Consider the following 26,221-nt stretch of genomic DNA (forward strand, 5'->3'; position numbering starts at 1 on the left):
TTTAGCATATTTTTAGGGACAACATAAGTGTGTAGGAAATAGATGAATTATTATGCTTATATAATCATTGTGTTTTGGGTGTAAACAATAAAACATAATAAAGTTGTTTTTTTAGATTGCTGAGGAAGGAGGAAGTGTAAATGAGGATGAAGAGTCGAAAAACGGATTGGCCTGTATTTCTTATTAGTGGTGGTTCGCTTTTATTATTTGTAATTGCAGTTTTCTTAAATAAAAATTATGTAGAGGGAGTCATTAATAGCAGTTTTGCAGCTTCAATTAAATATTTTGGTGCCTTCTGGCAAGTTTTGTTAATTGGTACATTTATTGTTGCAATGTGTATGGCATTCTCGAAATATGGAAGAGTTAAACTTGGGGGATTAGAAAAACCTGAGATTAGTACGGCAAAGTGGCTTGCTATTATTATGTCGACATTACTTGCCGGAGGTGGCGTTTTTTGGGCAGCTGCAGAGCCAATGTACCACTTGATGACGGTGCCGCCGATACATGAAGGTATATCTGCTGGAACGAAAGAAGCAGTAATGCCTGCTTTAGCACAAAGTTATATGCATTGGGGTTTCTTGGCTTGGACGATTTTAGGTACAATCAGTGCGGTAGTTATGATGTATGGGCATTATCATAAAGGTATGCCGTTAAAACCTCGAACGCTTTTATATCCTATTTTTGGTGAGAAATTGCGAAAGAGTTTGCTTGGAACAATGATTGATGCATTTGCCATTATTGCGGTAGCTGCAGGGACGATTGGACCGATCGGATTTTTAGGCTTACAAGCAAGTTATGGCCTACAGGCATTGTTTAATATTCCTGATGTTTTTACTACTCAATTAACAATTATTATTTGTGTAGTTGCGGTTTCTACTATATCTGCAGTAACAGGAATTAATAAAGGGATTCAAATTATAAGCGATTTAAATGTTAAATTAGCGATTTTATTAATGGTATTTGTATTATTATGTGGACCAGGTGGATTTATTATTGATTCGTTTGTATCTTCGTTTGGATTTTATATAAATGAATTTATTCCAATGAGCACATACCGCGGTGATACAGGTTGGTTAGGATCGTGGACAATCTTTTTCTGGGGATGGTTTATTGGATATGGACCGATGATGGCAATTTTAGTGAGCCGTATTTCAAGAGGAAGAACGATTCGAGAAATCATCGTTGCAATTGGAATTATTGCACCTATTATTACAACATTTTGGTTTACAATTCTGGGAGGATCAGGTGTGTTTTATGAATTAATGAAGCCTGGTTCTATTTCAAGCGCATTAAGTGAATCGGGTATGCCAGCTGCTATGATTGCAATTACAGAACAACTGCCACTCTCTCATATTATTGGACCGGCATTTCTTTTACTAACAATTTTATTTGTAGTGACAACAGGAGATTCAATGGCTTATTCGATTTCGATGGCAGTGACTGGAGACGGAGATCCTAGAATTAGCTTACGAATTTTTTGGTCGCTTATTATGGGAGCAGTTGCGGCAATTCTGTTATACATGGGTGAGGGAAGTATTAACGCCTTGCAATCATTCATCGTAGTAACAGCTGTCCCGGTATCCATTCTGTTACTCCCAATGCTATGGCTAGCGCCTAAAGTTGCAGGGGAACTAGCATTAAAACAAGGCATTGTAAAAGAAGAAGATAAAACTAGCTTCTTGTTCCAAAAAGCTAGTAGATCAAAATAAATAATTGTATTTATATAAAAAGAGGAAGCATTTCATTTGAAATGCTTCCTCTTTATTATTTATTTAACTACTTTTCTCGAAGTGGATAGTACTCTGTACAGTTTCAATCTATTCTAATACTTTATCTTTCGTCTCTGGGACACATAGTAGCATTGTAATTAAACCGATTGGATAGATAATGAAGATAAGAGATAATGCGCCCATTAAATTACCACCTGCAGCAAGTAATCCGATAATAACAGGTCCAAAGCCAGCTAAACCACGTCCTGTACCGAAAATAAAGTTTTCTGCTGTAGAGCGAGCTTCAGCAGGATAGTTTTCAGCTAAAATTGCTCCGAATCCTCCCATCATGCCATTTGCGAAGAATCCAAGCAATGCGCTGCCCCATAACAATAATGTTGGATTTGTGAATAAGAAGAAGTAAATGAGACAGTATATAGTACCACCGACATAATAGATTGTAAAAGTTTTACGGCGACCAATTTTATCAGCTAGAATTCCAAAAATTGCAATTCCAATTAACATACCGATCGTAGAGATGAACATCCAACCACTAGCTTTTGCTAATGTATAGTTATATTTATTCGCTAAAATAGTTGGCATCCATGTAAAGATACCATAATATCCGAAGTTCTGGATGAATGACATAATAATAAGGCCAATAGTTGTTACTGTTACTTTTTTATTTGCAAATAGCTTTCGAAGTGGGAACTTTTTCATTTGTTTTAGTTGTTCAGCCTCAGTAGTTGTTAAACTGCCTTCAACCTCTTTTTGTAACAATTCTTTTTTGTATCGTTGTTTTTGTTCCCATATTTTCGGTTCACTTAAACTTTTTCGTACATAAACAGCTAATAAAGCGGGAATAAGTCCAAATAGGAAAACAGCTCTCCATCCAAAATGCGGGACGATAAATGCTGGAAGGAGTGAAGCTACTAGTACGCCAAATTGCCATCCAAGTGCAACAACAGATGTCGCCTTAGCACGCATTTCTTTAGACCATGTTTCAGTTACGATGGCCATTCCAATCCCGAATTCACCACCAACTCCCATCCCCACTAAAAAGCGAAGAATTAATAATTGCCAATAATCTGTTGCGAAATAAATAAGTGCTGTTGCGAGTGAAAATAGTAAGATTGTGAAGGCCATCGTACGGATACGCCCAAATAAATCAGCAATAAATCCAAATAAATAAGACCCAATTAGCATTCCTATTGTGGTAGCTAAAGTTAAGTTTCCACCTTCAACAGGGCTTAAATGAAATTCTTTTAAAATGTAGACGAGTACGAAAGATAAGAGCAACATATCTAAGCCTTCTGCTGCATATCCTAACGCAGACCCAAATAATGTTTTATATCTTTTCTCTTTCGTTTCCTCTGTTGTTGATTGTACATCAGTAGTGACGTCCATCATTACTCCCCCTTATTTTCTTCTACAGTCGCTATGGAAGAATAACAAAAGGCCTTCTCACCTGATATGATGAGAAGGCCAAAAAAGCATACGTATTCCTAAAATAGGTCATACGTATAGTATATTCCGACTTCCTTCTCAACCTCACGGGGTTGGGTTAAAGGACTGTATTATATTACTTTATTTTTAGCACTCTTCTATTAGATTGTCAAATAGAGCGGGAATTGTTATGTGTAAAATATTGCAAAAGATATTTCATTCTTCTTGACGCCCACTTCATTATTTTCCGATAATAAAACTAACTCATATAAAAAGGAATGAATCACAGATGCTAAATTTAGTACTTATGATGATTGAACGTGTCGGGCTTATTGTTATTTTAGGGTTTTTACTTTCTCATATTAAAACGTTCAGGCGCCTTCTTCATAAGCAAGATGGGTATGTAGATAAGCTTAAGCTTATTTGTATTTTTTCAGTGTTTACAATTGTAAGCAATTACACGGGAATTGAAATTGCTGGGAATACGATTATGAATGAAAATTGGTTACAAGGTGTTTCATCATCGAGTACCATTGCGAATACACGTATTATGGGTGTTGGAATTAGTGGCTTGCTTGGTGGCCCTATCGTCGGAATTGGAGTAGGATCAATTGCTGGTATTCACCGTTATATGCTTGGCGGGACGACTGCACTAAGTTGTGCAATCTCTTCAATTTTAGCGGGGGTTATAACAGGTTATATTGGATACATTTTTAAAAAGTATAATCGTACAATTACGCCTAAATTTTCAGCGGTTTTAAGTGTGTTTATCGTTTCTTTAGAAATGATTATGATCTTATTAATTGTAGAGGATGGAATGAGTATTGTGAAAACAATTGCGATACCAATGATCCTTGTAAATAGTTTTGGAAGTTTTATTTTACTTTCTATGATACAAGCTATATTGCGTCAGGAAGAGAACGCAAAGGCACTTCAGACTCATAAGGTATTACGTATTGCAGATAAAACGTTACCGTATTTTCGCCAAGGCTTAACAGAAAAATCATGTAAGCATGTGGCACAAATTATTCACCGTTTTACAGGAACAGATGCGGTATCCTTAACAGATACAGAGAAAATATTAGCTCATGTTGGATTAGCATCAGATCACCATATTCCTTCACATAGTTTAATAACTGGTTTGTCGAAAGAAGTGTTACAAACAGGGAAAATAATGAAAGCAAAATCACGTGAGGTCATTAATTGTCAACATGAAGGATGCCCTTTGCAAGCGGCGATTGTTATTCCGCTAACTTCACATGGAAATACGATAGGGACATTAAAACTGTATTTCAAAAATCCTAATCAGTTAAGTCGTGTGGAAGAGGAATTAGCAGAAGGGTTAGCAAAAATATTCTCTACACAACTTGAATTAGGGGAAGCCGAGTTGCAAAGTAAATTATTGCAAGATGCGGAAATAAAGGCATTACAAGCACAAATTAACCCGCACTTTTTATTTAATGCGATTAATACAGTATCAGCTTTATGCCGAACAGATGTAGAGAAGGCAAGGAAGTTATTATTACAACTTAGCGTGTATTTCCGTTGTAATTTGCAAGGCGCACGTCAGTTACTGATTCCACTAGAACAAGAATTAAACCATGTACAGGCATACCTATCGCTAGAACAAGCAAGGTTCCCAAATAAGTATGAAGTAAAGATGTATATGGAGGATGAGCTAAAGACAACTTTAGTACCACCATTTGTTCTTCAACTATTGGTTGAAAATGCGTTGCGACACGCTTTCCCGAAGAAGCAACCAGTGTGCGAAGTGGAAGTGCATGTTTTTGAAAAAGAGGGTATGGTTCATTTTGAAGTAAAAGATAATGGGCAAGGAATTGAGGAAGAACGTTTAGAACAATTAGGAAAGATGGTAGTTTCGTCCAAGAAAGGGACTGGAACAGCTTTATATAATATTAATGAACGTCTTATTGGGTTATTTGGAAAAGAAACGATGCTTCATATCGAAAGTAAATTAAATGAGGGGACAGAGATTACTTTTGTTATTCCAAAAAAAGTAGGGGAGGAAGAGCAGATTGTTAAAAGTACTAGTAGTTGATGATGAAATGTTAGCACGCGATGAACTAAAGTATTTATTAGAAAGAACGAAGGAAGTTGAGATAATTGGTGAGGCTGATTGTGTAGAGGATGCATTAGAAGAGCTAATGAAAAACAAACCAGATATTGTTTTCCTAGACATTCAGTTATCTGATGATAACGGATTTGAAATTGCGAATATATTAAAGAAGATGAAAAATCCACCTGCCATTGTATTTGCGACTGCCTATGATCAATACGCGTTGCAAGCATTTGAAGTAGATGCGTTAGACTATATTTTAAAGCCATTTGATGAAGAACGTATTGTACAAACATTAAAGAAGTATAAAAAACAAAAGCAGTCGCAAATAGAAACGAAGCAAGAAATAAAAGGGGCAGATGTAACGGCAGAGATGCATAAATTAGCATTACCAATTGAAGAATCAATTGTACTTGTAAATATTGAAGATATTATATATGTAGGGCTTGTGGATGGAAAAGTGACAGTAAAAACAATGAGGGACACATATATAACACACGATACACTTGTGATTTTGGAAAAGAAGTTGCCGCAAGCAAGTTTTATGCGTGTACATCGTAGCTTTATTGCAAATATTAATCATATTACTGAAATCCAGCCGTGGTTCAATTCTACGTATAATTTAATTATGAAAGAAGGATCAAAAGTACCTGTTAGTCGTACATATGCAAAAGAACTCAAGAAGCTGCTTCGTATTTAAGAAGCAGCTTTTGTATTTCATCCTTTTATATTTGTAACTGATTCTGTATATTTGACGTTCTGTTATGTAAACGCTTACCAAGGCGGTTATATCCTATACAATAAAGGTACCAAATCGAAAGAGGTGGCCAAAATGAGTACGAAAAAAGTATATAGTTTCTTATCACAAGCATTCATATTCTCAGCTATTATGTTAATTTCTAATATTATTGCAACACATTTACCAATTCCGATGCCTTCATCGGTAATCGGGTTAGTCATTTTATTTAGTCTATTATGTTTAAAGGTTATTAAATTGGAACAAGTTGAATCACTTGGAACAGCTTTAACGGGTATTATCGGATTCCTTTTCGTCCCATCAGGTATTTCGGTTATTAATTCTCTTGGTGTAATGGGACAATATTTTGTACAAATTTTAACTGTAATTGTTGTCGCGACAGTTATTTTACTCGCTGTAACAGGATTATTTGCACAATTTATTTTAGGAAAAGATGAAAAAGAAACAGAAGATACAAAAGAATTGAAAGTAGTAAATAAAGGACGCAAGCACGGAAAAGTTGCGTAACCATTTTAGTATATATTGTTAGGAGGGAATGAACATGGCAAGCACAATGACTCCATATTTCGGAATCGTCGTTTCATTAATCGCATACGGAATCGGAACATTATTATTCAAGCATTCAAAAGGGTTCTTCTTATTCACACCATTATTCGTAGCGATGGTATTAGGGATTGTCTTTTTAAAAATAGGTAACTTTACTTTCGAAGAATATAATACTGGTGGAAAAATGATTAGCTTTTTCTTAGAGCCAGCAACAATCGCGTTTGCAATTCCATTATATAAACAAGTGGATAAGTTGAAAAAATATTGGTGGCAAATTTTATCAGCTATCGTGGTTGGATCTATTTGTTCAGTAATTGTCGTGTTCATTGTTGCAAAAGCAATTGGCCTAGATACAGCAGTAATGAATTCAATGTTACCACAAGCGGCAACAACAGCAATTGCGTTACCAATCTCTGAAAGTATTGGTGGTATACCAGCAATTACATCGTTTGCAGTAATCTTTAACGCAGTTATCGTATACGCATTAGGAGCGTTATTCTTAAAAACATTTAGAGTGAAACATCCAATTGCAAAAGGTTTAGCACTGGGAACAGCAGGTCATGCATTAGGAGTGGCAGTAGGAATTGAAATGGGTGAAGTAGAGGCAGCTATGGCAAGTATTGCTGTAACAGTAGTTGGAGTTGTAACGGTAGTTGTCATACCGATGTTCATGCCATTCATTGGATAGTAAAACTTACTTAAAAAATGAGAAAAGCAAGCTATTTGTAGGACAGATTTCTACTGATAGCTTGCTTTTTATGTTACAGTAGTGGTAAGACCTATTTTGAAAAAATGTAAGTTTCCTTAAATCTTCATTAATACTGTGTAGAATACGTTTTGAATTAGGTCATTGTATTGTAAAATAAGAAGTAAGCTACTATAGATCTGCTAAGGTAGGCGTATAATGAGCTTATAAAAATCTTAATATGAATGAATAATTAAAAGTAGAAAAGAGAGAAAAATCTACTTATTAACGTTTTACTTTATAGGACAGGAGAGAGTACTCGTCGATTATGCAAATAAAAAACCTGTTTCAAAGCAAAGGATTTCAGAGGTTACTCGTATTAGTAATACTTGCTCTCGTATTATATGGGCTGCAAAGTATGTTGAATTTAATATTAATTACGTTTATTCTTACGTATTTAATGGATCGATTCCAAAAGTTTATTTCTCGCAAATTAGACCACTTTATGCCCATTAATCGAAAGCTCATTATAGCATTTCTATATGTTATGTTAATTGGCGGAATTGCTATTACGCTATTTAAATATTTACCAGTATTAACGATACAAATTTCACAATTGATTTATCAATTTAACGTATTTTTAAGAAACCCACCGGACAGTGAATTAATTAAGTATGCAGTTAATGCTGTTAATCATATGGAACTTTCGAAGTATGTAGGACAAGGCGTTGACATTTTGTATAAATCGATTACGAATGTTGGGAAATTTGGCCTTCAAGTGTTACTTTCTTTAATTTTAAGTTTATTTTTCTTATTGGAGAAAGCTCGTATCGTTGCTTTTACTGCAAAATTTAAAGAGAGCAGACTTGCAATTTTCTATACTGAAATCGAGTACTTCGGTAAGAAATTTGCACGTTCATTCGGAAAAGTAATCGAAGCACAATTTTTAATTGCAGTTGTTAACTGCGTTTTATCCGTTATTGCATTATGGATATTAGGATTCCCACAATTATTAGGTTTAGCGTTAATGATCTTCTTACTTGGTTTAATTCCAGTAGCTGGGGTTATCATTTCGTTATTCCCGCTTTGTATGATTGCTTACAATATCGGCGGTATTATGTACGTTGTTTATATTTTAGTTATCGTAACAGTCATTCATGCGCTTGAAAGTTACGTGTTAAATCCGAAGTTTATGTCGCAAAAAACAAACTTACCAATTTTCTATACGTTTATGGTATTAATCTTCTCGGAACACTTCTTAGGTGTATGGGGATTAATTATCGGTATTCCAATCTTCATTTTCTTATTAGATGTCTTAGATGTGACAAGTGATGAAATGGAGAAGGACGCTGGGAAAAAATAAAGTGAAGAGAAAAAAGCATCGATGTTCGATGCTTTTTCTTTTATAACATGATGTTTCTTATGCCATACTGTAAGGAGAAGATAGAATAGGGGTGAAAGAATGGCTGTAAATGAAAAGGTAGAATTAGCTACATTTGCTGGAGGGTGCTTCTGGTGTATGGTTTCGCCATTTGAAGAGATGGAAGGAATTATAAAGGTTGTTTCTGGCTATACAGGTGGTCATAAAGAGAATCCAACATATAAAGAAGTATGTTCAGAAACGACGGGACATTATGAGGCAGTACAAATTACATTTGATGCAAATAAAATGCCGTATGAAGAGTTATTAAATATATATTGGAGACAAATTGATCCGACTGATGTAGGTGGGCAATTCCACGATCGCGGACAGTCTTACGAAACAGTGATTTTTTATCATAATGAAGAACAACATAAAAAAGCAGAGGCTTCAAAAGAAGGGCTTGCAAGGAGTGGGCGCTTTTCAAAGCCGATTGCGACAAAAATATTGCCAGCTGCTACGTTTTATCCCGCAGAGGAATATCACCAAGGATATCATAAGAAAAATGAATTCCGCTACGAGTTATACCGTAAGGGCTCAGGGCGAGAGGCGTTTATTAAGCAACATTGGCCAAAGGATAATGCTCATTTAAAGGAAAAACTGAATGAGATGCAATTTTATGTAACACAGGAAAATGGTACAGAACCACCATTTCGAAATGAGTATTGGAATCATAAAGAAGAAGGTCTTTATGTAGATATCGTTTCAGGTGAACCTTTGTTTACTTCTCTAGATAAATTTGATAGTGGATGTGGATGGCCTAGTTTTACGAAGCCAGTTATGTCAGCTAGTGTGAAGGAAAAAATGGATGTGAGTCATAATATGACGCGTACAGAAGTGAGAAGTAAGGAAGGAGATTCACATCTCGGGCACGTATTTCCAGATGGTCCAGGACCGAATGGACTTCGCTATTGTATAAATTCAGCAGCTCTTCGATTTATTCCAAAAGAGGAATTAGAAAAAGAAGGCTATGGTGATTTCCTAATCTTGTTTGGAAATAAAAAATAACCTCGCAGTTAGCGAGGTTATTTTTTTGTTATTTTACTTTTTTCTTTTTAAACTTGCTTAATACTTCATAAACGATTGGAACAATAAGAAGTGTTAATAATGTTGAACTTGTTAATCCACCAATTACTGTTACACCAAGTCCTTTAGAAATTAAGCCGCTACCTTCAAATCCTAATGCGAGCGGGATAAGAGCACCGATTGTTGCAATTGCAGTCATTAAAATCGGGCGAAGGCGTGTTGCACCAGCCTCTAATAAAGCTTCACGTGTTGATAGACCTTCATTTTCTTTATGAATAACGCGGTCGATAAGCACGATTGCGTTTGTTACAACGATACCGATTAACATAAGGGCACCGATCATTGCAGAGACACTTAACGTTTCACCAGAGATTAATAAGGCAACAAGAGCTCCAATGATTGTAAATGGTAGCGAGAATAAAATTGCGAATGGTGCAAGAGCACCGCCAAATGTAACGACAAGAACGAAGTATACAATAGCAATCGCAGCTAACATCGCTAAGCCAAGTTGCTTGAATGATTCTTCAATATCTTTTGTAACGCCTCCCATAGAAACATCTACGCCAGAAGGAAGATCCATTTTATCTACTTCTTTTTGAACTGCGGCTGATGCTTTTGAAACGTCATCAGATGTTAGTTTTGCACTTACTTCCGCATAAACACGGCCATCGCGGTGTTTCACTGTATTCGAAGTTTCTCCTTCTTTTACAGTCATCACATCTTTTACAGCCACTTCATTACCAAGCGGCGTTGTAATTTTACGATTTGTTAAGTCATCGATTGTTTCATAATTTTGTTTTTCAGCTTCTACATATACATTGATATCTTTACCGTCTTTTTTAATTGTTGTCAGAACAGGGCGATCATGTTGATTAGAAAGTCCCATTCCAATTTGTGCAGCCGTTAGACCCATTTTACTTAGCTTTTCCTGATCTGCGACTAAAGTGTATTCTGCGTATGTTTTTGCAATACTAGAGTCTATATCTTTTAAGTCTTTGTTTTTCTTCATTATGTTTTGAATATCTTTTACGACAGGCTTAATGTCTTCTGAGCTATCTCCGTAAACGTATAACTTGATTTCGTTACTACCGCCACTTGCCCCGAAGTCTTGGTTTTTCCATTCACCTTTTCCAGACATCTTCTGTAAATCTTTAACGACTTGTTCTTTCTCTTTTTCGAAGTTTTTCGTGTCGTTATCATATTGTACGAAGAACATTGCTTGATTTGATTGACCAGGACTCATTGGGTTTTCGCCACCTAATGAGAATTGAATTGTTTTGACGTTTTTATTATCTTGGAAGTGCTTCTCAGCTTTCGTTGCAATTTTTTCAACGTCTTCTAACGTTTGACCTGGTTCAGGGTTGTATGTTGCAATGATCATTTTTTCTTCTTCAGATGGTAAGAAACTTACACCAATGATTGGCACAAGTGCAAGACTACCAACTAATAGAAGGATAGCGATACTTGATGTAATAATTTTGTGATTTAAAGCCCATGCAAGTATGCGTTTATAAATATTTGCTAATTTACTTGGTTTTTCTTCATGATGTACTTCTTTTTCTCTCATGCTCTCTTTCTTAAATAAAGAGTGAGCTAGCATCGGTACGATTGTAACTGCTACTAGCAACGATGCTAATAAAGCGAAGACGATAGTTAAAGCGAATGGTAAGAACATTTCACCAATCATACCTTTTACTAGTCCAAGCGGTAAAAATACAGCAATTGTTACAATGGTAGAAGACATAATCGGAATAAACATTTCTTTTGTAGCTTCACGAATTAAATCTTTCCCGCGTAGTTTCTCTCCTGATAACGACATACGTCGGTAAATATTTTCGATAACAACAATGGAGTCATCCACAACGCGCCCGATAGCGACTGTCATTGCTCCGAGCGTCATAATGTTAAGTGTAATATCCATTTGCTTGATGACTAATACAGCAATTAATAAAGAAAGTGGTATGGAAACGACAGAGATTAATGTTGTTCGGATATTTCGTAGGAACAACATAATAATAACAATCGCAAAGATAGCACCAAAAATGGCTTTGCTCAGCATTGTTTCTACTGATTTCTCAATAGGTGCACCTTGGTCGAATGTTGAAATAATCTCTAAGTCTTTATATTTTTTCTCAAGTTCTTTTACTTTATCTTTAACAGCATTTACAACATCAACTGTGTTCGCGTCAGCAGCTTTGACAATTTGAATTCCAATTGCTTCTTTTCCATTTGTTCGAGAAATAGATTCTGCTTTTCCAACTTCCTTAATGTCAGCAATTTCGTCTAATGTAACTGTCGGAATCCCGTTCATAGCGGCTGGATTCATTTGCGGCACTTGTGTACCAGCTCCGGCATTTTGACTACTTTGACCGCTTGCTGATGAAGGAACGGCAGGGATTTTTAATTCTTTTAATGCTTTCATTGTTGTAATATTTCCATCTACAACAACTGACTTTTCTGTGTCTTTAAATGTATATAAACCAAGTGGTAAAGATACGTCCGATCCTTTAATTACATTTTTTACAGTATCTTCACTTAAACCTAATTCTTTCATCTTATCTTTTTTGAAGACAAGTTGTACTTCATCTACTTGTTGACCTGAAATTTGAACAGATGCGACCCCATCAAGTCCTTTTAATCCTGGAACAACATTTTTTTCTACATTTTCAGTTAAGGTAGCTAAAGATTCATTTTTACTTGCTACGCTTAATGAAATTACAGGAAAGGCATTGAAGTTCACACGTGAAACTTTCGGGTCCTTTACGCCTTCTGGCAGTTTCACATTTGCGAGAGCTTCTTTTATTTCTGTTTCAGCCTTTTCCATATTTTTATCAAAATCATATTCTACCTGAATGGAAGATGCATTTTGAAAAGATGATGAACTAACAATGTTTACACCACTTAAATTTTGCAGTTGCTCTTCCATCGGTTTTGAAACTTTATCAGCTACTTCTTCTGGTGTAGCACCAGGATAAACCGTGGTTACTGTTACAACAGGTGTTGTAATATCAGGAATTGTTTCCAGCTTCATATTCAGCCCAGAATAAATACCTGCAATGGTAACGATAATGGTTAGTAGCCAAACTGCGAACTTATTTTTTAACGAAAAATTAATAATTTTGTTCATGTTTGCGCTCCCTTTGTATTATATTGACCAACTGGTCAGTCTAATACATAATATAACTGACTGATTGGTCAGCCGTCAATGAAAAGGGATGGTATAATACATTCATAATAAGATGCGAGATTAAATTTAGGAGAGACATGATATGAAAGAAAAAGAGCGCTTAATTATAGAGATGGCTATGAAGTTATTTGCGACTAAGGGTGTAAATGCGACATCAGTGCAGGAAATTGTGACAGCTTGTGGCATATCTAAGGGAGCCTTTTATTTATACTTTAAATCAAAAGAGGAACTTTTATTAGCGACACTTCGATATTACTATGACAAGATTCAAAACAAAATGATGGATATTGAAAAAGAGTCGTTATTGCCACGTGAAAAATTTGCAAAACAATTGCATTGTCAGTTTAATGATATACAAAAGCATAAAGAATTTATTATTATGCATGCAAGGGAAAATGCGATTCCTTTTAATAAAGAAGTAGAAGAATTTATGATGCGGATGAAGTTAGAGTCTCACGCATTTTATCGGAATAGTTTACTGTCTATTTATGGTAATAAGGTTATGCCATATTTATTGGATTTAGTCATTATGGTAGAAGGCATATGCCGTGGATATTTAGAACTAATTATTTTACAAGCGCCAGAAATAGACTTATCTTACGTCTCTGCTTTTATTTTGAAAAGAGTGGATCATTTAGTAGATGGATTGGTAGAATCTTCAGAAGAACCTGTGTTACATGAAGAAAAGCTTGGAGAATTTCTTTGTAAATCAGAGCTTATTAAGGAGCAGGTTAAGGAACATTTTTTAAAAGAAATTATTGTGTTTAAACGTACTTTAGCGGATCAATTAGAAGATGAGGAATTGCTTGTTACATTAGATGTTTTGGAGGCAGAAATGAGGATGCAAAATCCAAGAATTCCGGTTATCCAAGGGATGTTGTTTAATTTAAAGGCATATCCAACTTTAAAAGAATTTCGTTTGAGGCTTATGAGCTATTACAATATAAAAAGGTAACAATGATAGTTTTCATTGTTACCTTTTTATTATGCATTCACTTTTTCTTTTTGCAGTGCAGTCTCTTCTTCATCAATGTTAATTGTTTCTTTTACGATATAAATCGGACGGTTTTTACTTTCGTCATAAATACGAGCAATATACTGGCCAACGATTCCAAGACCAAGTAATTGAATACCGCTAAAGAATGTAATAGCAACCATAATAGACGCCCAACCTGTTTGCGTTCCATGTCCAAAGACTTTCACAGTAACTGTATATAGTAAGACAATTATAGAAATAAGAACTGATAATAAACCTAAAGACATAACGATGCGTAATGGCTTTGTCGAAAATGCAATAATGCCATCAGATGCAAATTTAATCATTTTCTTTAATGGGTATTTTGTTTCACCAGCAAAGCGCTCATCACGTTCATATTCAACATACGTTTGGCGGAAGCCAACCCAAGACATCATACCGCGGATGAAGCGATTTCGCTCAGTCATTTGATTGAAAACATCAGCTATTTTACGGTCGATGATTCGGAAATCACCAGTATCTTTTGGGATATCGATATCAGACATGTAGTTTAAGAACTTATAGAAATACTTAGCTGTTAAAAGTTTGAACCAAGTTTCACCTTTACGTTGCTTACGTTTTGCATAAACAACTTCATATCCTTCTTCCCATTTTGCAATAAGTTCAGGAATAACTTCAGGTGGATCTTGTAAGTCTGCATCTATAATTACAATAGCATCACCTTTTGCGGCAGCAATACCAGCTGTAACAGCTACTTGGTGACCAAAGTTACGTGCGAAATTAACAATTTTTGTACGGTAATCATTTGCTGCAATCTCAGATAAGATTTCCATTGTGCGATCTGTACTACCGTCGTTTACAAAGACAAACTCGTAATTAATGTTATTTTGAAGCATAACGGACTTTAAACGGTTATAACATTCTTGTGCTACTTCTTCCTCGAAGTACATAGGAACTACAACCGAAATTAATTTTTGCATGTTGCATCCTCCGTATTTTTAATAAGTTGTTCAAATTTAATTAGTCACCTTTTTAGTTTGGTTGAATGTCCAAATTTTATTAAGGACAAAATTTATAACCATTCCGAAACCAATTGCGAAGATCTGTGCAATTAATGCATTAAAGGTAAGTTTATTTACTAATATAAATAAACATAATGTATTAAAAGCATATACAATTAAATTTACAGTTAGAAATTTAAAGAACATTGACGAGCCTTTACCTTTATTATTAGGTTTAAACACCCAATTTTTATTCCAATAGTAGCTATTGGCAACACCAATTGAATAGGCAATGGTATTCGCAATAAGGTAGTTCATACCGAATTTTAATAATATCCAAAAGCTAATAATTGTAATGAGTGTATTAAAGATCCCTACTAAGCCAAACTTTAAGAGTTTTTCCATAATAATATCCTCATGTTTATAATAATATATAAGTAAAACAAAAAATATAGAAGTGTTATTCATATACAACAAATAAAAATTATACCATATTTTCAAGTTTTAAATGAAATTAATCATAAAAAATTTGCCCTCAAAATGTAAATTATAAGTAAAATTGAGGGCAATTATAAATATTTTGAAAGGTATTTTCCTATTTTCTTTTTATGAGAATTTCTTTTTCGATATTAGACTATAAAAAATATATATTCCGTAGCCTTGAATTATTGTAAAGCTAGGGATAATGAAGTATCGGTACCTTGTTTGGTATTCGATTAAGAAATGAATAGCTACATAACCGATTATTAGTAATAAAAATAGAGTGTAATGTGTTTTATTTTGTTTAGTTAGGATGAGATAAAGGAGTGATAATGTGCTAAATATCATAGCGGCAGTATACATATACTTTTCATATTTTGTAAGATCCTCTTTTAATGACACCATATCCTTATCTGTCTTTTCCAATGTTACTAGGCTCCATAATGGTGCGGAGTCATAATCTGCCCACATGAGTACAAATTTATCCCCAAATAAAGATAAAACCTTCTGTGGATCAGATAGTCGCTCTTGAATTAGCTTTTTTTGAGCCGCAGTTCGTTCTTCGCCAAGTTTAAGGGACATAATATATTCCGCATCTGTACCAGAATAGCCACCTTTTGTTTCATGATTAAATCCTACTGTGAATTTCCAAAGCGGATCACGATTAGATAGAGGATATTGTGTGATTCCGGAATATATAAATGAATAACTTACAATTTGATGTAAAAGGAAAAATACAATCAAAATGCCACCAAGTTTTTTTACAGAAGTAAAAATTTCTTTTCTTGATTTTCCTAATATACCTTGCAAAAAGACATATATAGTTATTGCAATTAAGATTATAGCACCAAGTGGACGCATGATGTCTCCTAAAGCTAGGATAGCCCCTATAAAAATCCACGTATACTTATTGCTTAGGCCTTTTGTAATTAATAAATAGAAGCCTAGATAAAATAAAAATACAGCAAGGTGTTGATTTGTTAGTACAGAACTCAATACAATACTTGGGATATAAAATGCATATAGTAATCCAGCTATTCGTCCAGACCACTCATTAAATATATAAGAAGTTATTTTATAAATTAGTAATGTTGTTCCTGTACAATAGATTATATTTAAAAATTTTAAGAGAAACGTCCCTTCGCCAAATAACTTAATAATAAAGGCTTGGTACATTGTAAATCCAAGTTGGTAAACCCATGAAGTATAATAAGTATTTTGTGCGAAACTAAAGTCTCCTTTAGCAGCTTGTATAGCGCTATGGTACATCATTGCAAAGTCTGTTTCTACAGGAGTTTGAATATTGAGCACCCAAATTAATCGAATAGAAAAAGTCAAAATGATTAGTGAGATAGAAAATGCCAATTTTGACATATATTTATTCGAAATATAGCCAAAAAGTAAAAATACAAGACCTATTAGAATAAGGACTGGTACTAAAACTAAGAGGCGAGTATCATCATGTTCTTTAATCACTGCTACCGAATGCCATGTGATAGCACCAGAAATAATTAGACATAGTACTAATAAAATTTTCACAAAAAACGTATTAAGTTTGAGAGAGAACGTACTTTCCATTATATTTGAAAACCCCTTATCAAAATTTATTACTGATTCAACTTAACTGCCCTTTGTACGTTAAGTTACAGTATAAAGGGCAGGTTAGGTAATTAAGAGTTTTGTTGTGCCCATTCTTCTATGTTCCAAACCTTTGTAATCCAATCTTCATAAAAGTCCGGTTCGTGACATACAAGAAGAATTGTTCCTTTATATGCTTTCATAGCCTTCTTAAGTTCCGCTTTTGCTGTAACATCAAGATGGTTTGTCGGCTCATCAAATAGTAGCCAGTTACTTTCTTCACCCATTAGCTTACATAAACGAACCTTTGCTTGTTCTCCACCACTTAATTGACTTAATGGGCGAGAAATATGTTCATTTTTTAATCCGCATTTTGCTAACATCGCACGAATTTGATGCTGGTCTAGGCCAGGGAATGTATTCCATACATCATCAATTGGTGTTATATTATCAGCTTTAACTTCTTGCTCAAAGTATGCTGGCTCTAAGAAGTCACCAAGACTTGTTTTACCACTTAAAGGTTTAATTTTACCTAAAATTGTTTTTAGTAACGTTGATTTACCAACACCATTACATCCAACGATAGCAATTTTTTCACCGCGTTCAATTGTCATTGATAGCTTTGGTAGTAGCGGATGTGTATATCCAATTTCTACATTTTCACCTTCAAAGACGAAGCGACTACTTGCACGACTTTCTTTAAATGAGAATTCAGGTTTAATTGCTGTTTCAGGGCGATCAATAAGTTCCATGCGATCAAGTTGTTTTTGACGACTCTTTGCACGACCTGTTGTTGAATAACGGGCTTTGTTCTTTGCAATGAAATCTTCTTGCTTTTTGATAAACTCGCGCTGCTTTTCATAAGCGTTTATATGTTGATTTTTATTGATTTCTGCTAGTTCTAGGAATTTTTCATATGTCGCTGTATAGCGTGTCATTTTTGTGAATTCTAGATGGAAAATAACATCAACACATTTGTTCATAAATTCCGTATCGTGAGAAATTAATAAGAATGCATGTGGGTATTCTTTTAAATAATTTGTTAACCAATGAATATGTTCAACGTCTAAATAGTTAGTAGGCTCATCAAGTAATAACACTTCTGGTTGTTCAAGTAATAGCTTTGCAAGCAATACTTTTGTACGTTGTCCACCGCTTAGTGCTGAAACATCACGATCTAAACCAATTGCATCAATTCCAAGACCACGTGCAGCCTCTTCAATTTTCATATCTAGTAAATAGAAACCACCTGCTTCAAGTGCATCTTGTATTTCTGCCATTTGCTCAAGAAGTTCTTCTAGTTCTTCTGGTGTAGCAGTTCCCATTTTTTCTGTAACTTCATTTAAAGCTTTTTCCTTTTCAAATAGCGGTAAAAATGCATCCGCTAGTATGTCACGAATTGTACGTCCAGGCGTTAAAACCGTATGTTGATCTAAGTAACCGTAATGTGTGCCCGGTGTCCATTCTACACGACCTTGGTCATGAATAAGCTGACCAGTAATGATATTCATGAATGTTGATTTACCAACACCGTTTGCACCAACTAATCCAACGTGCTCACCTGCTAGTAATCGCATAGATACATCTTTAAATAATGTACGATCGCCAAATGTATGTCCTAATTTTTCAACTGTTAATAAGCTCATAGTATCCTCCGTCCAACTTGAAATAGTACCTTGAATCATGATACTAAATTCTTTCATATAATGCCATCATTTCAAAATGTATATATTTTCAAAACAAGCTAATGTACGAATGTTTATTGCTCATTTCCCAGACTTTTATGGTCCAAATGCAGAAAACACACTTGTCCATCATACATTAAAAGGAATACTTGCAAATAAAATGTCTAGCTTTGTTGAAGATAAAAAGATTGCCCGTGAATATATTTTTACACCAGATGGTGCAAAAGCAATAGTTGAATTAGCTTCACATGACGAGGCCTATGGACAAAATTGGAACATATCAGGTTATGGTGCCATTACAGGTGAGGAATTGATTTAACACATACGGGAATTAACGGGATATACAAAACGAATAATAACTGTAAAAAGAGGAATGATCTAGTTCATTGATCTGTTTGATAAGCAGATCAATGAATTTGTGGAAATACTATATTTGACGGAAAAATCAGTTGTATTAAGTGGAGAGAAGTACGAGAAATATATTGGGGTTGTACCTAGAACCTTTTATTATGAAGGGGAATTGTATATAAGTAAAAAACAAGCTTCTATTTACAATTTAGAAGCTTGCCTTGTTATTGTTTATCTACCTAGCTTTTTATTTACAAACCCTAAAATTAATCCACGTATTTGTGGATCAATTGCAAGGCCAATAATGCCATACAATATACCAGTAAGTACTAAAGCTACTAGTGGTGGTAAGCTAATTAGTACTGTGCGGTATATTGCATAACTAATTATAAATGCTAGTGTATTGAATATTATTCCTTTGAATAGTAATGAAAATCCTTTACGAACGAATAATGAAAATCCGATTAATAATGTAATCTCAGTGAGGATAGCAGCTACAGCAGCTCCCATCATTCCAAATTGGCTACCTAATATGATGTAACTTATGATAGCGACAGCTAATCCAATTGCCATAGTTGTTGCACGTTTCCATTGTTGACCAGCTGTTGTTAAATTATCAGCAAGCGGATAGTTGATAGATTGTAAAATGACCATAAAGGCTAAAATTGCAAGGGCATCACCAGCTGGTGCATATTTTTCACCTAATAGAGTTACAATCCAAAAACTTGGATCGGCAATAAACGGGATAGAAATTCCCATCCCTAAGAAAGACATAAGCTTTAATTCGAATTGAGATAGCTTTCTATGTTCATCAATATTATTTTCGTTTCCAAAAGCAAACAATTTTGGATAAAAGGCTGCTGCAATTACACCAGGTATTTGGTAAAGTACAGCAGGTATTTTATAGGCAGCCCCAAAGAATCCAACTTGTGCTTTCGTTGAAACTTTTTCTAAGATAATAGGACCTAACTGCGGTAAAAGCATAATGATAACGCCATTGACTGTGAAAATAAGTAATTGATCTAAAATGCCTTTATTCCAACCCTTATGAATTGTTGTATAGCGGATTGTCATTATAAAGGCAATGACTCCTGTTACAAGGCTAGATATTCCGTACATAGCAGCAACCATCATAAGTGACCATTTAAATGACATCCCTAGCAGAAGAGCAGCTGCGGCCGTCACACCTTGTAGTACAGAAATAATCGCTGTGAATTGCATACGCTCTGTTACTTGGAAATAGGCCATCCCAACCCCTTGTAAAGTAGCTCCAAACATAGTTGGTAGTACGACCCAATATACCATGGCACGTAAGTAAGCATCAGTGTAGAAGAACTGAGCGAAAATGGCGAAGAGCACAGAAATTACGATAGCTAATACTAAACGAATTCGTAAATAACTGCTTATTAATACGCTAATGTTCGCGTTGCTTCTTGTTCCTTCACGCATAAACGTATGTGTCAAACCTGCATCCGTAAAATAGCAAATGACAGCGGAAACTGCTAATGCAACTGTAAACATCCCGTACTCATCTGGTGAAACATATCTTGCAAAGAGAATTGTTGCAATAGCCAGTACAAAACGAACAGTAATGTTTCCTACAAAGAGGTAGGATGCATTTTTTAGAATTTTATTTGTTTTCATGAGAAAAGACCTTTCTATTCTTTAGGACCCGGTTAGCTTGTCCTATTTGTAATTTTAATTTGTTCACAGAAAGAGAGTATCGTTATATTTTCAGTTTAAGAAAACAGAAATTTAATTCGTACAAACCAAAGCATTGCATATAGTTTTTTACTACGCTTTCCATTCTTTGAATAGATTTTACGGCAATATTTCTTTATATCTTTTTTGATTAATTGAACTTGTGATTTATCTAATTGAGAGTTTTCTTTAATATATATACAAGAGTTATTGATGACTGTATAAGGAAATAAATAAGTCTCAAGAATTTCAATAAGTGACTGAGGGTCTTTTGTAATGAAATCTTGAGATTTATTATGTACCCAGTCTTTCATACGATTGAATACTTCCAGCTCTTTTGCCGTTTTTAATTCATAATCTTTATATTTAGAAGAAAGATTTCCTTCTGATAAGATTCTGTAATATGTTAAGTATTCATCGACATAGCATACATTTGTCACACTCATAAGTTTAAATAAAAACTCCAAGTCTTCGCCCCAACTACATCCTGGTGTAAAACGAATGTTATGATCTATTACGATAGATTTTTTGAAAATCCAAGTACTTGTTTGAGCAACAACTTGATGTGTTAGGAATGCTTTTGTCATATCACCTTTAACAAAGTTTGTTGTATGTTCAACCTTCTCGCCTGTTTCTTCGTAGAAATTCATATAACCACAATAGCACGCGTCCATTTCGTTTTTATGCATACTTTCGACTTGCTTCTCAATTTTAGTTGGATGCCATAAGTCATCGCTATCAAGGAAAGCGACATATTCTCCGCTAGCATTTTCTATACCTGTATTACGGGCTACTGAAACGCCTTGGTTTTTTTGATGAACGTATTTTACTTGCCCTGGGTATTTTTCAGCAAGATTTTTTACGATAGAAGGTGACTGATCTTTACTCCCATCATCTACAATTACAATTTCGATATTTTTATATGTTTGATCTAATATTGACTGCATCGTTTCTTCAATATATTTTTCCGTGTTATACAGAGGTATGACAACAGAAACAAGTTGTTTTTGTTCCATCATAGAATTTTTATCTCCTCAAGTTTTTTATGTCTTGCACCATATATACAAGCCTTTTGAAAGGAAGAAGATTACAAGAACATCTGTATAATTTTAACGCATATAAACTTTGTAAATCAACTTTCTATTAAAAAGGTGGTGGCTTATGGTTAATTCTCGTATTTCAAACGGCTTTAATATGTTTATTGCATAGAAATTCTTATTTATACTATTTTTACTTAGTTAGTAAGTAGGGTATATTTATCGGAACGATTGTGAAGGGGAATAAATTATTATTGAGAATAAAAAACCTCTTAATTTTTGAAATAAATTAAGAGGTTTTTTATATTGGCTTTGAACTATTAGATTAGTCTTTGTCTGGCTCAGTTGCATTTAATTTTTGCTTTAGTAACGCATAATCTTGCGTTAATGTTACAAGTTGATGATGTTGTTTAGAAATTTTTCTTGTTAGGTCAAAAATTAAGATGAAACAGAATAATAATCCAAATAAAAATAAAATGGAAGGGGGGTATTCTACTTTTAATAGTTTTCCAATCCAGTTTATAATTTTATCGGTAGAACTTAAAATAGCCATTGCAATACAAACGAAAATCCATAAAACAGCATATTTCGTTTCTAAAGTTCCGCGACGAATAGAATTAATAATTAATAATAATAATAATAAAATAAAGATGAATGAAAAGGTAATTATAGGCATTTATTATCAACCTTTCACGATTTTTTGCATCAATATAGCAAGACTTACCTTAATCATGTAATATGCAGATTTAAAAGGTGTGATAGAAGATTGTCCACCTTGTCGCTCTTGCATATTTACAGATATTTCATTAATGCGAAGTTTTTTCTTTTTTAAATGAATAAGAACTTCTGGTTCTGGATAATCTTTTGGATAATTGTGTGCAAAAATTGTAATTACTTCTCGATTGATAGCACGATATCCAGAAGTTGGATCCATAAATGTTTGTTTTGTTAGTACTTTCAATAGGGCAGTAAAATAAAAAATACCGATTCTTCTGGAAATACTACCTTTATATGCTGTTTTTTCTGTAAAACGTGACCCTAGTACCATATCGCATTCATCTTCAGCGATAGGCTTTATAATTTTATATAAATCATCTGGGTTATGTTGTCCATCAGCATCGAACTGAATCGCAATATCATATCCATTCTCATATGCGTATTTATATCCAGTTTGTACAGCTGAGCCAATACCTAGATTATAGGGTAAATTCACAAGGTGAACAGGAAATTCTTTTACGATTTGAGCTGTTTTATCGTGTGATCCATCATTAATAACGCAAATGCTTAATCCAGTAAAATGCTGTTTTAGTTTTAATAATCTTGTTAATGTATCTGCAATTGCTTCTTCCTCGTTATACGCTGGAATAATAATTAACGTTTTTGGTATTGAAATTGGTACTTCAATAGTCATTACCGCACCATCCCTTATATACTTAATCATATTATGGTTATTTTTAAACGAACTTTATTTAATATACCATTAACAGTATAACAAAATAAAGGAAAAGCTGGTGCATGATTTAAGAGAACAGATTGAGAATAAAAGGATAAGAGAGAATATTTTGTATAAAAAATACATGCAAGGAAGAAAGAACCTATGCATGTATATGGAAGAGTATCGTATTAAATATTCCAAGGTTTATTTAAAGTTAAAACCTCAGCCATTTCTTTACTTTTTAAACGTCCTTTTTTTCTATTTTCCGCGCGTTCTGAACCGGTTGTGTGTAACCAATGTTCTTCCTCAGTTTCAGGAAGTACTTGTGGTACGGACGAAGGTTTTCCATCTTTTATTGCCACAAATGTAATGAAGCAAGTGGCGGCAATTCTACGCTCGCCTGCTAATAAATTTTCTGCGATTACTTTTACGAAAACTTCCATTGAAGATTTCCCTGTATAACATACAAATGCTTCATAACAAACAGAATCAGCTTGGTGAATTGGAGTTAAAAAATCAACTGAATCAATAGATGCTGTTACGCAATGTTTACGACTATGTCTTGCAGCCGCAATTGAAGCAATACTATCAATTTCTGCTAATAATTTCCCTCCAAACAGTGTTTGGTGATTATTTAAATCGTTAGGAAAAACACGTGTTGTTTTAATTGCTTTTGATTCTCGCATGAATTTCTTTTCCATATATTCAGCCCCTATAGTCTGTTTTCAATCAGAATAATATGTGTAAGTGGATTACTCATATTAGATATTTAATAAAGTAAAGCGTATTCCAAAAGAGGATTATTTAAACGTCTGTATTTGTATTCATGTAACGGAAAGAAAATTTATTTTATCTAAAATGTAGTGTAAAAGAGGATTCGCTTACATTGCAAGTAAAAAGTAATGACTATGTATTTGTCATAGAAATTCCCTATCAGCCGTGTACCCATTCATGATAGAATCGTTTTGTTATGAATGGAAATAGAGGTGCAATGGACATATGAATCATATACAAACAAATTTTTCATCTTTCTTCAATAAAATTACGATTGGTGCGATGCTCGCATTTTTTGTTTATAGTTGTTGGACAGCATTTGAGACAAGTAAGCAATTTTTTGGAGGAAGTACAACAAGTGTAACAATCATATTGGCAATTTTCGTCATACTCATTTTGTTAGTGGCATCAATTTTACAATATCGTTTTACAGACAAACAATTTCTTATTTTTCTTATAAGTATATCTATAGTTGTGAGGCTTAGTATGCTGTTATTTGTAGATGCTCCAATAATTGGTGATATGAAAATGATGTATGAGTCTGCAAAGGAGATTGCAATTGGTAATAATATAGGGAATATAACTCATTTGCCGTTTATTATATATGAGTCAGTAATTATTCGTATATTTGGTGATACATTATTTGCTTTACAACTATTTAATGTGTTATTTTGCGCAGGAACTGCACTTTTTATTTATCGTATTGCGGCAATGGTTTTTGGAGAAGAATGCGGTCGTATTGCTTCCACATTTTATGCTCTGTATATTCCAAATATATTCATGAGTTCCGTATTAACTCCTGAGTCACTTGCAATGTTTTTATTTTATTTTGCTTGCTACATACTTTTATATAAAGGATTAGATCATCCTTATATGTGGGTGTTTTCAGCGATTTTATTTGCATGTAGTAATATGATTTTCCCAATGGGATTATTTCTTCCTATTTTTATCACGATATATGTATTATTAATTGAAGTGTTTCAATCAGCAACGAAACAAAAAGTGTTACTAAAGACGATAGGGATACTTATTCTGTTTTATAGTGCTCATTTTAGTGTGAATTATGGAATTAAGACAATGGGACTGTCACAATATACGATTACGAATGAGACGTATGTTCAATCTGTCTTAATTGGAAAAACGCAACGTGAGGAAAAAGTATCGAAAAATCAAAGTGTAACAGAGCATATTGATCAAAAGTTAAAAGAGATTGAGGGAGAAAGATTTAAACTTTTAGAACCGGTGATAAATCAGTTTTCAGATGAGGGAATAAATTCTATTCTTTTTAAATGTGAAAAACTGATATATATAGCGGTAACATTATTTATGACTATAGCTCTATTACACTTCCTTATTAAGAAACAACAAAACGAGGGATATATGTTGTTCTTATTGTTAATTAGCGGATACGTATTGTTAAAGCTCTTCCAAGTCGATATGGCATATTATAATCTTATTGTGCCAGCATTGTTTATTTTGCAAAGCTTTGGTGTTTATATGAGTTATGTGTATTGTCAAAAAATATTCTTTAGAAAATAAAAAGAATCTACTATGTAATATTAAAGTAGGTTCTAACACACAAGGCTTTTATAAGCCTTAATGTTAATGAAATGTTGCACATTTTACTAACGAAAATACATCACTAATTACTAGTGGTGTATTTTTCTTTTAGAAGACCTCTTTATGACCTCATTTACTACCACAACAAAAAATAGATTTACTACAGCATTCATTTTCTGTATAATTAAAATAGAATATTCTGGAAATCAAAACTTTTAATGAGGTGTGTTTATGAAAATATACACAGTCAAAGAAGTGTCCTCCCTCATAGGGAAGCATGAAGAAACGATTAAAAGGTGGATACGTTCTGGTAGACTGCCTAATTCGTATCGCAATAGTGATAAAGAAGGATGGCGGATACTTGAAAGTGATTTGCTTCATATTACAGAGATCGTTCCCACAAAAGAAGAACCCCATCAAGAATCCCACATAAAGTCATTTGAAAATGAAGAAGCTACGCTAATAAAATTAGCATACGAAGCTGTTACACTTATCTCACCTACGAAAGAAATTCATTCACTCTTATCCATTGTTGGAATTAAACGTACTTTAGAAATACTACTTATTATGCAGCAATCTAATACAAAAGTGAAAAACCCTAATGGATTTATTAAAAAAGCGATTCGTGAAAATTGGAGTCCAACTACTCTTCCCGTTAAAATACCTAAAAAACAAAATAAACACTTATCTGATCTTACACAGCAAGACTACGATGCGATGCAAAACAAAGTAGAAAACACATATCAATCAAAGATTGCATTCTACAACTGGTTAGAAGACTAATTTTATTTAA

At 34.0% G+C, this 26,221-nt stretch carries 21 protein-coding genes and 1 pseudogene; 11 read left to right on the top strand and 11 right to left on the bottom strand.

Annotated features, from left to right (window positions below; translation table 11 throughout):
* The first annotated feature begins 140 nt into the window (after positions 1 to 140).
* Entirely contained in the window at positions 141 to 1,709 is a 1,569-nt protein-coding gene (locus LMD38_RS26610; RefSeq protein ID WP_016719060.1) for a BCCT family transporter, read from the top strand.
* A 108-nt stretch (positions 1,710 to 1,817) separates the two neighbouring features.
* Here the strand turns inward: LMD38_RS26610 and LMD38_RS26615 are convergent, their stop codons facing one another.
* The gene (locus tag LMD38_RS26615; protein WP_029141244.1) at positions 1,818 to 3,116 is read right to left on the bottom strand and encodes an MFS transporter; all 1,299 of its coding nucleotides are present in this window, start codon (positions 3,114 to 3,116) and stop codon (positions 1,818 to 1,820) included.
* A 328-nt stretch (positions 3,117 to 3,444) separates the two neighbouring features.
* Here LMD38_RS26615 and lytS point away from each other — a divergent pair, with 328 nt between their 5' ends.
* From lytS to msrB, 6 genes are all read left to right on the top strand, one after another.
* Positions 3,445 to 5,214, top strand: coding sequence for a two-component system sensor histidine kinase LytS (gene lytS, locus LMD38_RS26620; RefSeq protein WP_061184143.1), 1,770 nt, complete (start codon positions 3,445 to 3,447; stop codon positions 5,212 to 5,214).
* Positions 5,192 to 5,932 (top strand): LytR/AlgR family response regulator transcription factor, encoded by a 741-nt coding sequence (locus LMD38_RS26625; protein WP_000921835.1) that lies wholly within the window; start codon positions 5,192 to 5,194, stop codon positions 5,930 to 5,932. Before lytS ends, LMD38_RS26625 begins: the two co-directional genes overlap by 23 nt.
* A gap of 132 nt (positions 5,933 to 6,064) precedes the next feature.
* Positions 6,065 to 6,496 (top strand): antiholin-like murein hydrolase modulator LrgA, encoded by a 432-nt coding sequence (lrgA, locus tag LMD38_RS26630; protein ID WP_000104901.1) that lies wholly within the window; start codon positions 6,065 to 6,067, stop codon positions 6,494 to 6,496.
* Positions 6,497 to 6,530: 34 nt separating this feature from the next.
* The gene (lrgB, locus tag LMD38_RS26635; protein ID WP_227585502.1) at positions 6,531 to 7,223 is read left to right on the top strand and encodes an antiholin-like protein LrgB; all 693 of its coding nucleotides are present in this window, start codon (positions 6,531 to 6,533) and stop codon (positions 7,221 to 7,223) included.
* Between the two features lie 325 nt (positions 7,224 to 7,548).
* A complete protein-coding gene (locus LMD38_RS26640; RefSeq protein WP_001166015.1) occupies positions 7,549 to 8,583 on the top strand; it encodes an AI-2E family transporter in 1,035 nt (344 codons plus the stop codon).
* Between the two features lie 99 nt (positions 8,584 to 8,682).
* A complete protein-coding gene (gene msrB / locus LMD38_RS26645) occupies positions 8,683 to 9,648 on the top strand; it encodes a peptide-methionine (R)-S-oxide reductase MsrB (RefSeq protein ID WP_227585501.1) in 966 nt (321 codons plus the stop codon).
* A 28-nt stretch (positions 9,649 to 9,676) separates the two neighbouring features.
* Here msrB and LMD38_RS26650 read toward each other — a convergent pair whose 3' ends face one another.
* Positions 9,677 to 12,793 carry an efflux RND transporter permease subunit gene (locus LMD38_RS26650; RefSeq protein WP_016719056.1) on the bottom strand — a complete coding sequence of 1,039 codons (3,117 nt, stop codon included), beginning with the start codon at positions 12,791 to 12,793 and terminating at the stop codon, positions 9,677 to 9,679.
* A 142-nt stretch (positions 12,794 to 12,935) separates the two neighbouring features.
* Here LMD38_RS26650 and LMD38_RS26655 point away from each other — a divergent pair, with 142 nt between their 5' ends.
* Entirely contained in the window at positions 12,936 to 13,808 is an 873-nt protein-coding gene (locus tag LMD38_RS26655) for a TetR/AcrR family transcriptional regulator (protein ID WP_061184145.1), read from the top strand.
* A 29-nt stretch (positions 13,809 to 13,837) separates the two neighbouring features.
* On the opposite strand, the gene LMD38_RS26660 is transcribed toward LMD38_RS26655, so the two are convergent.
* The 4 genes from LMD38_RS26660 to LMD38_RS26675 form a co-directional block, all read right to left on the bottom strand.
* Positions 13,838 to 14,809, bottom strand: coding sequence for a glycosyltransferase family 2 protein (locus tag LMD38_RS26660; protein WP_016719054.1), 972 nt, complete (start codon positions 14,807 to 14,809; stop codon positions 13,838 to 13,840).
* 36 nt (positions 14,810 to 14,845) lie between these two features.
* Positions 14,846 to 15,235, bottom strand: coding sequence for a GtrA family protein (locus LMD38_RS26665; RefSeq protein WP_016719053.1), 390 nt, complete (start codon positions 15,233 to 15,235; stop codon positions 14,846 to 14,848).
* 201 nt (positions 15,236 to 15,436) lie between these two features.
* Complete coding sequence (locus tag LMD38_RS26670) at positions 15,437 to 16,888, bottom strand: ArnT family glycosyltransferase (RefSeq protein ID WP_016719052.1); 1,452 nt, start codon at positions 16,886 to 16,888, stop codon at positions 15,437 to 15,439.
* Positions 16,889 to 16,980: 92 nt separating this feature from the next.
* Complete coding sequence (locus LMD38_RS26675; protein WP_029141243.1) at positions 16,981 to 18,534, bottom strand: ABC-F family ATP-binding cassette domain-containing protein; 1,554 nt, start codon at positions 18,532 to 18,534, stop codon at positions 16,981 to 16,983.
* An 88-nt stretch (positions 18,535 to 18,622) separates the two neighbouring features.
* Between LMD38_RS26675 and LMD38_RS26680 the strand changes: the two are divergent.
* A pseudogene (locus LMD38_RS26680) lies at positions 18,623 to 19,090 on the top strand (short chain dehydrogenase); the annotation flags it as partial.
* A 62-nt stretch (positions 19,091 to 19,152) separates the two neighbouring features.
* Here the strand turns inward: LMD38_RS26680 and LMD38_RS26685 are convergent.
* The 5 genes from LMD38_RS26685 to LMD38_RS26705 form a co-directional block, all read right to left on the bottom strand.
* Positions 19,153 to 20,565: an oligosaccharide flippase family protein gene (locus LMD38_RS26685; RefSeq protein WP_016719048.1), complete on the bottom strand. Its 1,413-nt coding sequence runs from the start codon at positions 20,563 to 20,565 to the stop codon at positions 19,153 to 19,155.
* Between the two features lie 95 nt (positions 20,566 to 20,660).
* Complete coding sequence (locus LMD38_RS26690; RefSeq protein WP_016719047.1) at positions 20,661 to 21,641, bottom strand: glycosyltransferase family 2 protein; 981 nt, start codon at positions 21,639 to 21,641, stop codon at positions 20,661 to 20,663.
* Positions 21,642 to 21,984: 343 nt separating this feature from the next.
* The gene (locus LMD38_RS26695; protein WP_001121774.1) at positions 21,985 to 22,335 is read right to left on the bottom strand and encodes a DUF2304 domain-containing protein; all 351 of its coding nucleotides are present in this window, start codon (positions 22,333 to 22,335) and stop codon (positions 21,985 to 21,987) included.
* Positions 22,336 to 22,341: 6 nt separating this feature from the next.
* Complete coding sequence (locus tag LMD38_RS26700) at positions 22,342 to 23,070, bottom strand: glycosyltransferase family 2 protein (RefSeq protein ID WP_000151538.1); 729 nt, start codon at positions 23,068 to 23,070, stop codon at positions 22,342 to 22,344.
* Between the two features lie 212 nt (positions 23,071 to 23,282).
* The gene (locus LMD38_RS26705) at positions 23,283 to 23,795 is read right to left on the bottom strand and encodes an acyl-CoA thioesterase (RefSeq protein ID WP_000412121.1); all 513 of its coding nucleotides are present in this window, start codon (positions 23,793 to 23,795) and stop codon (positions 23,283 to 23,285) included.
* A gap of 298 nt (positions 23,796 to 24,093) precedes the next feature.
* On the opposite strand from LMD38_RS26705, the gene LMD38_RS26710 reads away from it, so the two are divergent.
* Positions 24,094 to 25,407 carry an ArnT family glycosyltransferase gene (locus tag LMD38_RS26710; RefSeq protein ID WP_073530942.1) on the top strand — a complete coding sequence of 438 codons (1,314 nt, stop codon included), beginning with the start codon at positions 24,094 to 24,096 and terminating at the stop codon, positions 25,405 to 25,407.
* Positions 25,408 to 25,659: 252 nt separating this feature from the next.
* Positions 25,660 to 26,211, top strand: a complete 552-nt coding sequence (locus LMD38_RS26715) for a helix-turn-helix domain-containing protein (protein ID WP_061654197.1) — start codon at positions 25,660 to 25,662, stop codon at positions 26,209 to 26,211.
* Positions 26,212 to 26,221 lie beyond the last annotated feature (10 nt).

The sequence above is a fragment of the Bacillus pacificus genome (genome assembly GCF_020861345.1).
Lineage (GTDB): Bacteria > Bacillota > Bacilli > Bacillales > Bacillaceae_G > Bacillus_A > Bacillus_A pacificus.

Bases quoted from the DNA above. Each gene is read 5' to 3' on its own strand.
- LMD38_RS26610 (WP_016719060.1), top strand. From the start codon at position 141: ATGAGGATGAAGAGTCGAAAAACGGATTGGCCTGTATTTCTTATTAGT.
- LMD38_RS26615 (WP_029141244.1), bottom strand. From the start codon at position 3,116: ATGGACGTCACTACTGATGTACAATCAACAACAGAGGAAACGAAAGAG.
- lytS (WP_061184143.1), top strand. From the start codon at position 3,445: ATGCTAAATTTAGTACTTATGATGATTGAACGTGTCGGGCTTATTGTT.
- lrgA (WP_000104901.1), top strand. From the start codon at position 6,065: ATGAGTACGAAAAAAGTATATAGTTTCTTATCACAAGCATTCATATTC.
- lrgB (WP_227585502.1), top strand. From the start codon at position 6,531: ATGGCAAGCACAATGACTCCATATTTCGGAATCGTCGTTTCATTAATC.
- LMD38_RS26640 (WP_001166015.1), top strand. From the start codon at position 7,549: ATGCAAATAAAAAACCTGTTTCAAAGCAAAGGATTTCAGAGGTTACTC.
- msrB (WP_227585501.1), top strand. From the start codon at position 8,683: ATGGCTGTAAATGAAAAGGTAGAATTAGCTACATTTGCTGGAGGGTGC.
- LMD38_RS26650 (WP_016719056.1), bottom strand. From the start codon at position 12,793: ATGAACAAAATTATTAATTTTTCGTTAAAAAATAAGTTCGCAGTTTGG.
- LMD38_RS26655 (WP_061184145.1), top strand. From the start codon at position 12,936: ATGAAAGAAAAAGAGCGCTTAATTATAGAGATGGCTATGAAGTTATTT.
- LMD38_RS26660 (WP_016719054.1), bottom strand. From the start codon at position 14,809: ATGCAAAAATTAATTTCGGTTGTAGTTCCTATGTACTTCGAGGAAGAA.
- LMD38_RS26665 (WP_016719053.1), bottom strand. From the start codon at position 15,235: ATGGAAAAACTCTTAAAGTTTGGCTTAGTAGGGATCTTTAATACACTC.
- LMD38_RS26670 (WP_016719052.1), bottom strand. From the start codon at position 16,888: ATGGAAAGTACGTTCTCTCTCAAACTTAATACGTTTTTTGTGAAAATT.
- LMD38_RS26675 (WP_029141243.1), bottom strand. From the start codon at position 18,534: ATGAGCTTATTAACAGTTGAAAAATTAGGACATACATTTGGCGATCGT.
- LMD38_RS26685 (WP_016719048.1), bottom strand. From the start codon at position 20,565: ATGAAAACAAATAAAATTCTAAAAAATGCATCCTACCTCTTTGTAGGA.
- LMD38_RS26690 (WP_016719047.1), bottom strand. From the start codon at position 21,641: ATGATGGAACAAAAACAACTTGTTTCTGTTGTCATACCTCTGTATAAC.
- LMD38_RS26695 (WP_001121774.1), bottom strand. From the start codon at position 22,335: ATGCCTATAATTACCTTTTCATTCATCTTTATTTTATTATTATTATTA.
- LMD38_RS26700 (WP_000151538.1), bottom strand. From the start codon at position 23,070: ATGACTATTGAAGTACCAATTTCAATACCAAAAACGTTAATTATTATT.
- LMD38_RS26705 (WP_000412121.1), bottom strand. From the start codon at position 23,795: ATGGAAAAGAAATTCATGCGAGAATCAAAAGCAATTAAAACAACACGT.
- LMD38_RS26710 (WP_073530942.1), top strand. From the start codon at position 24,094: ATGAATCATATACAAACAAATTTTTCATCTTTCTTCAATAAAATTACG.
- LMD38_RS26715 (WP_061654197.1), top strand. From the start codon at position 25,660: ATGAAAATATACACAGTCAAAGAAGTGTCCTCCCTCATAGGGAAGCAT.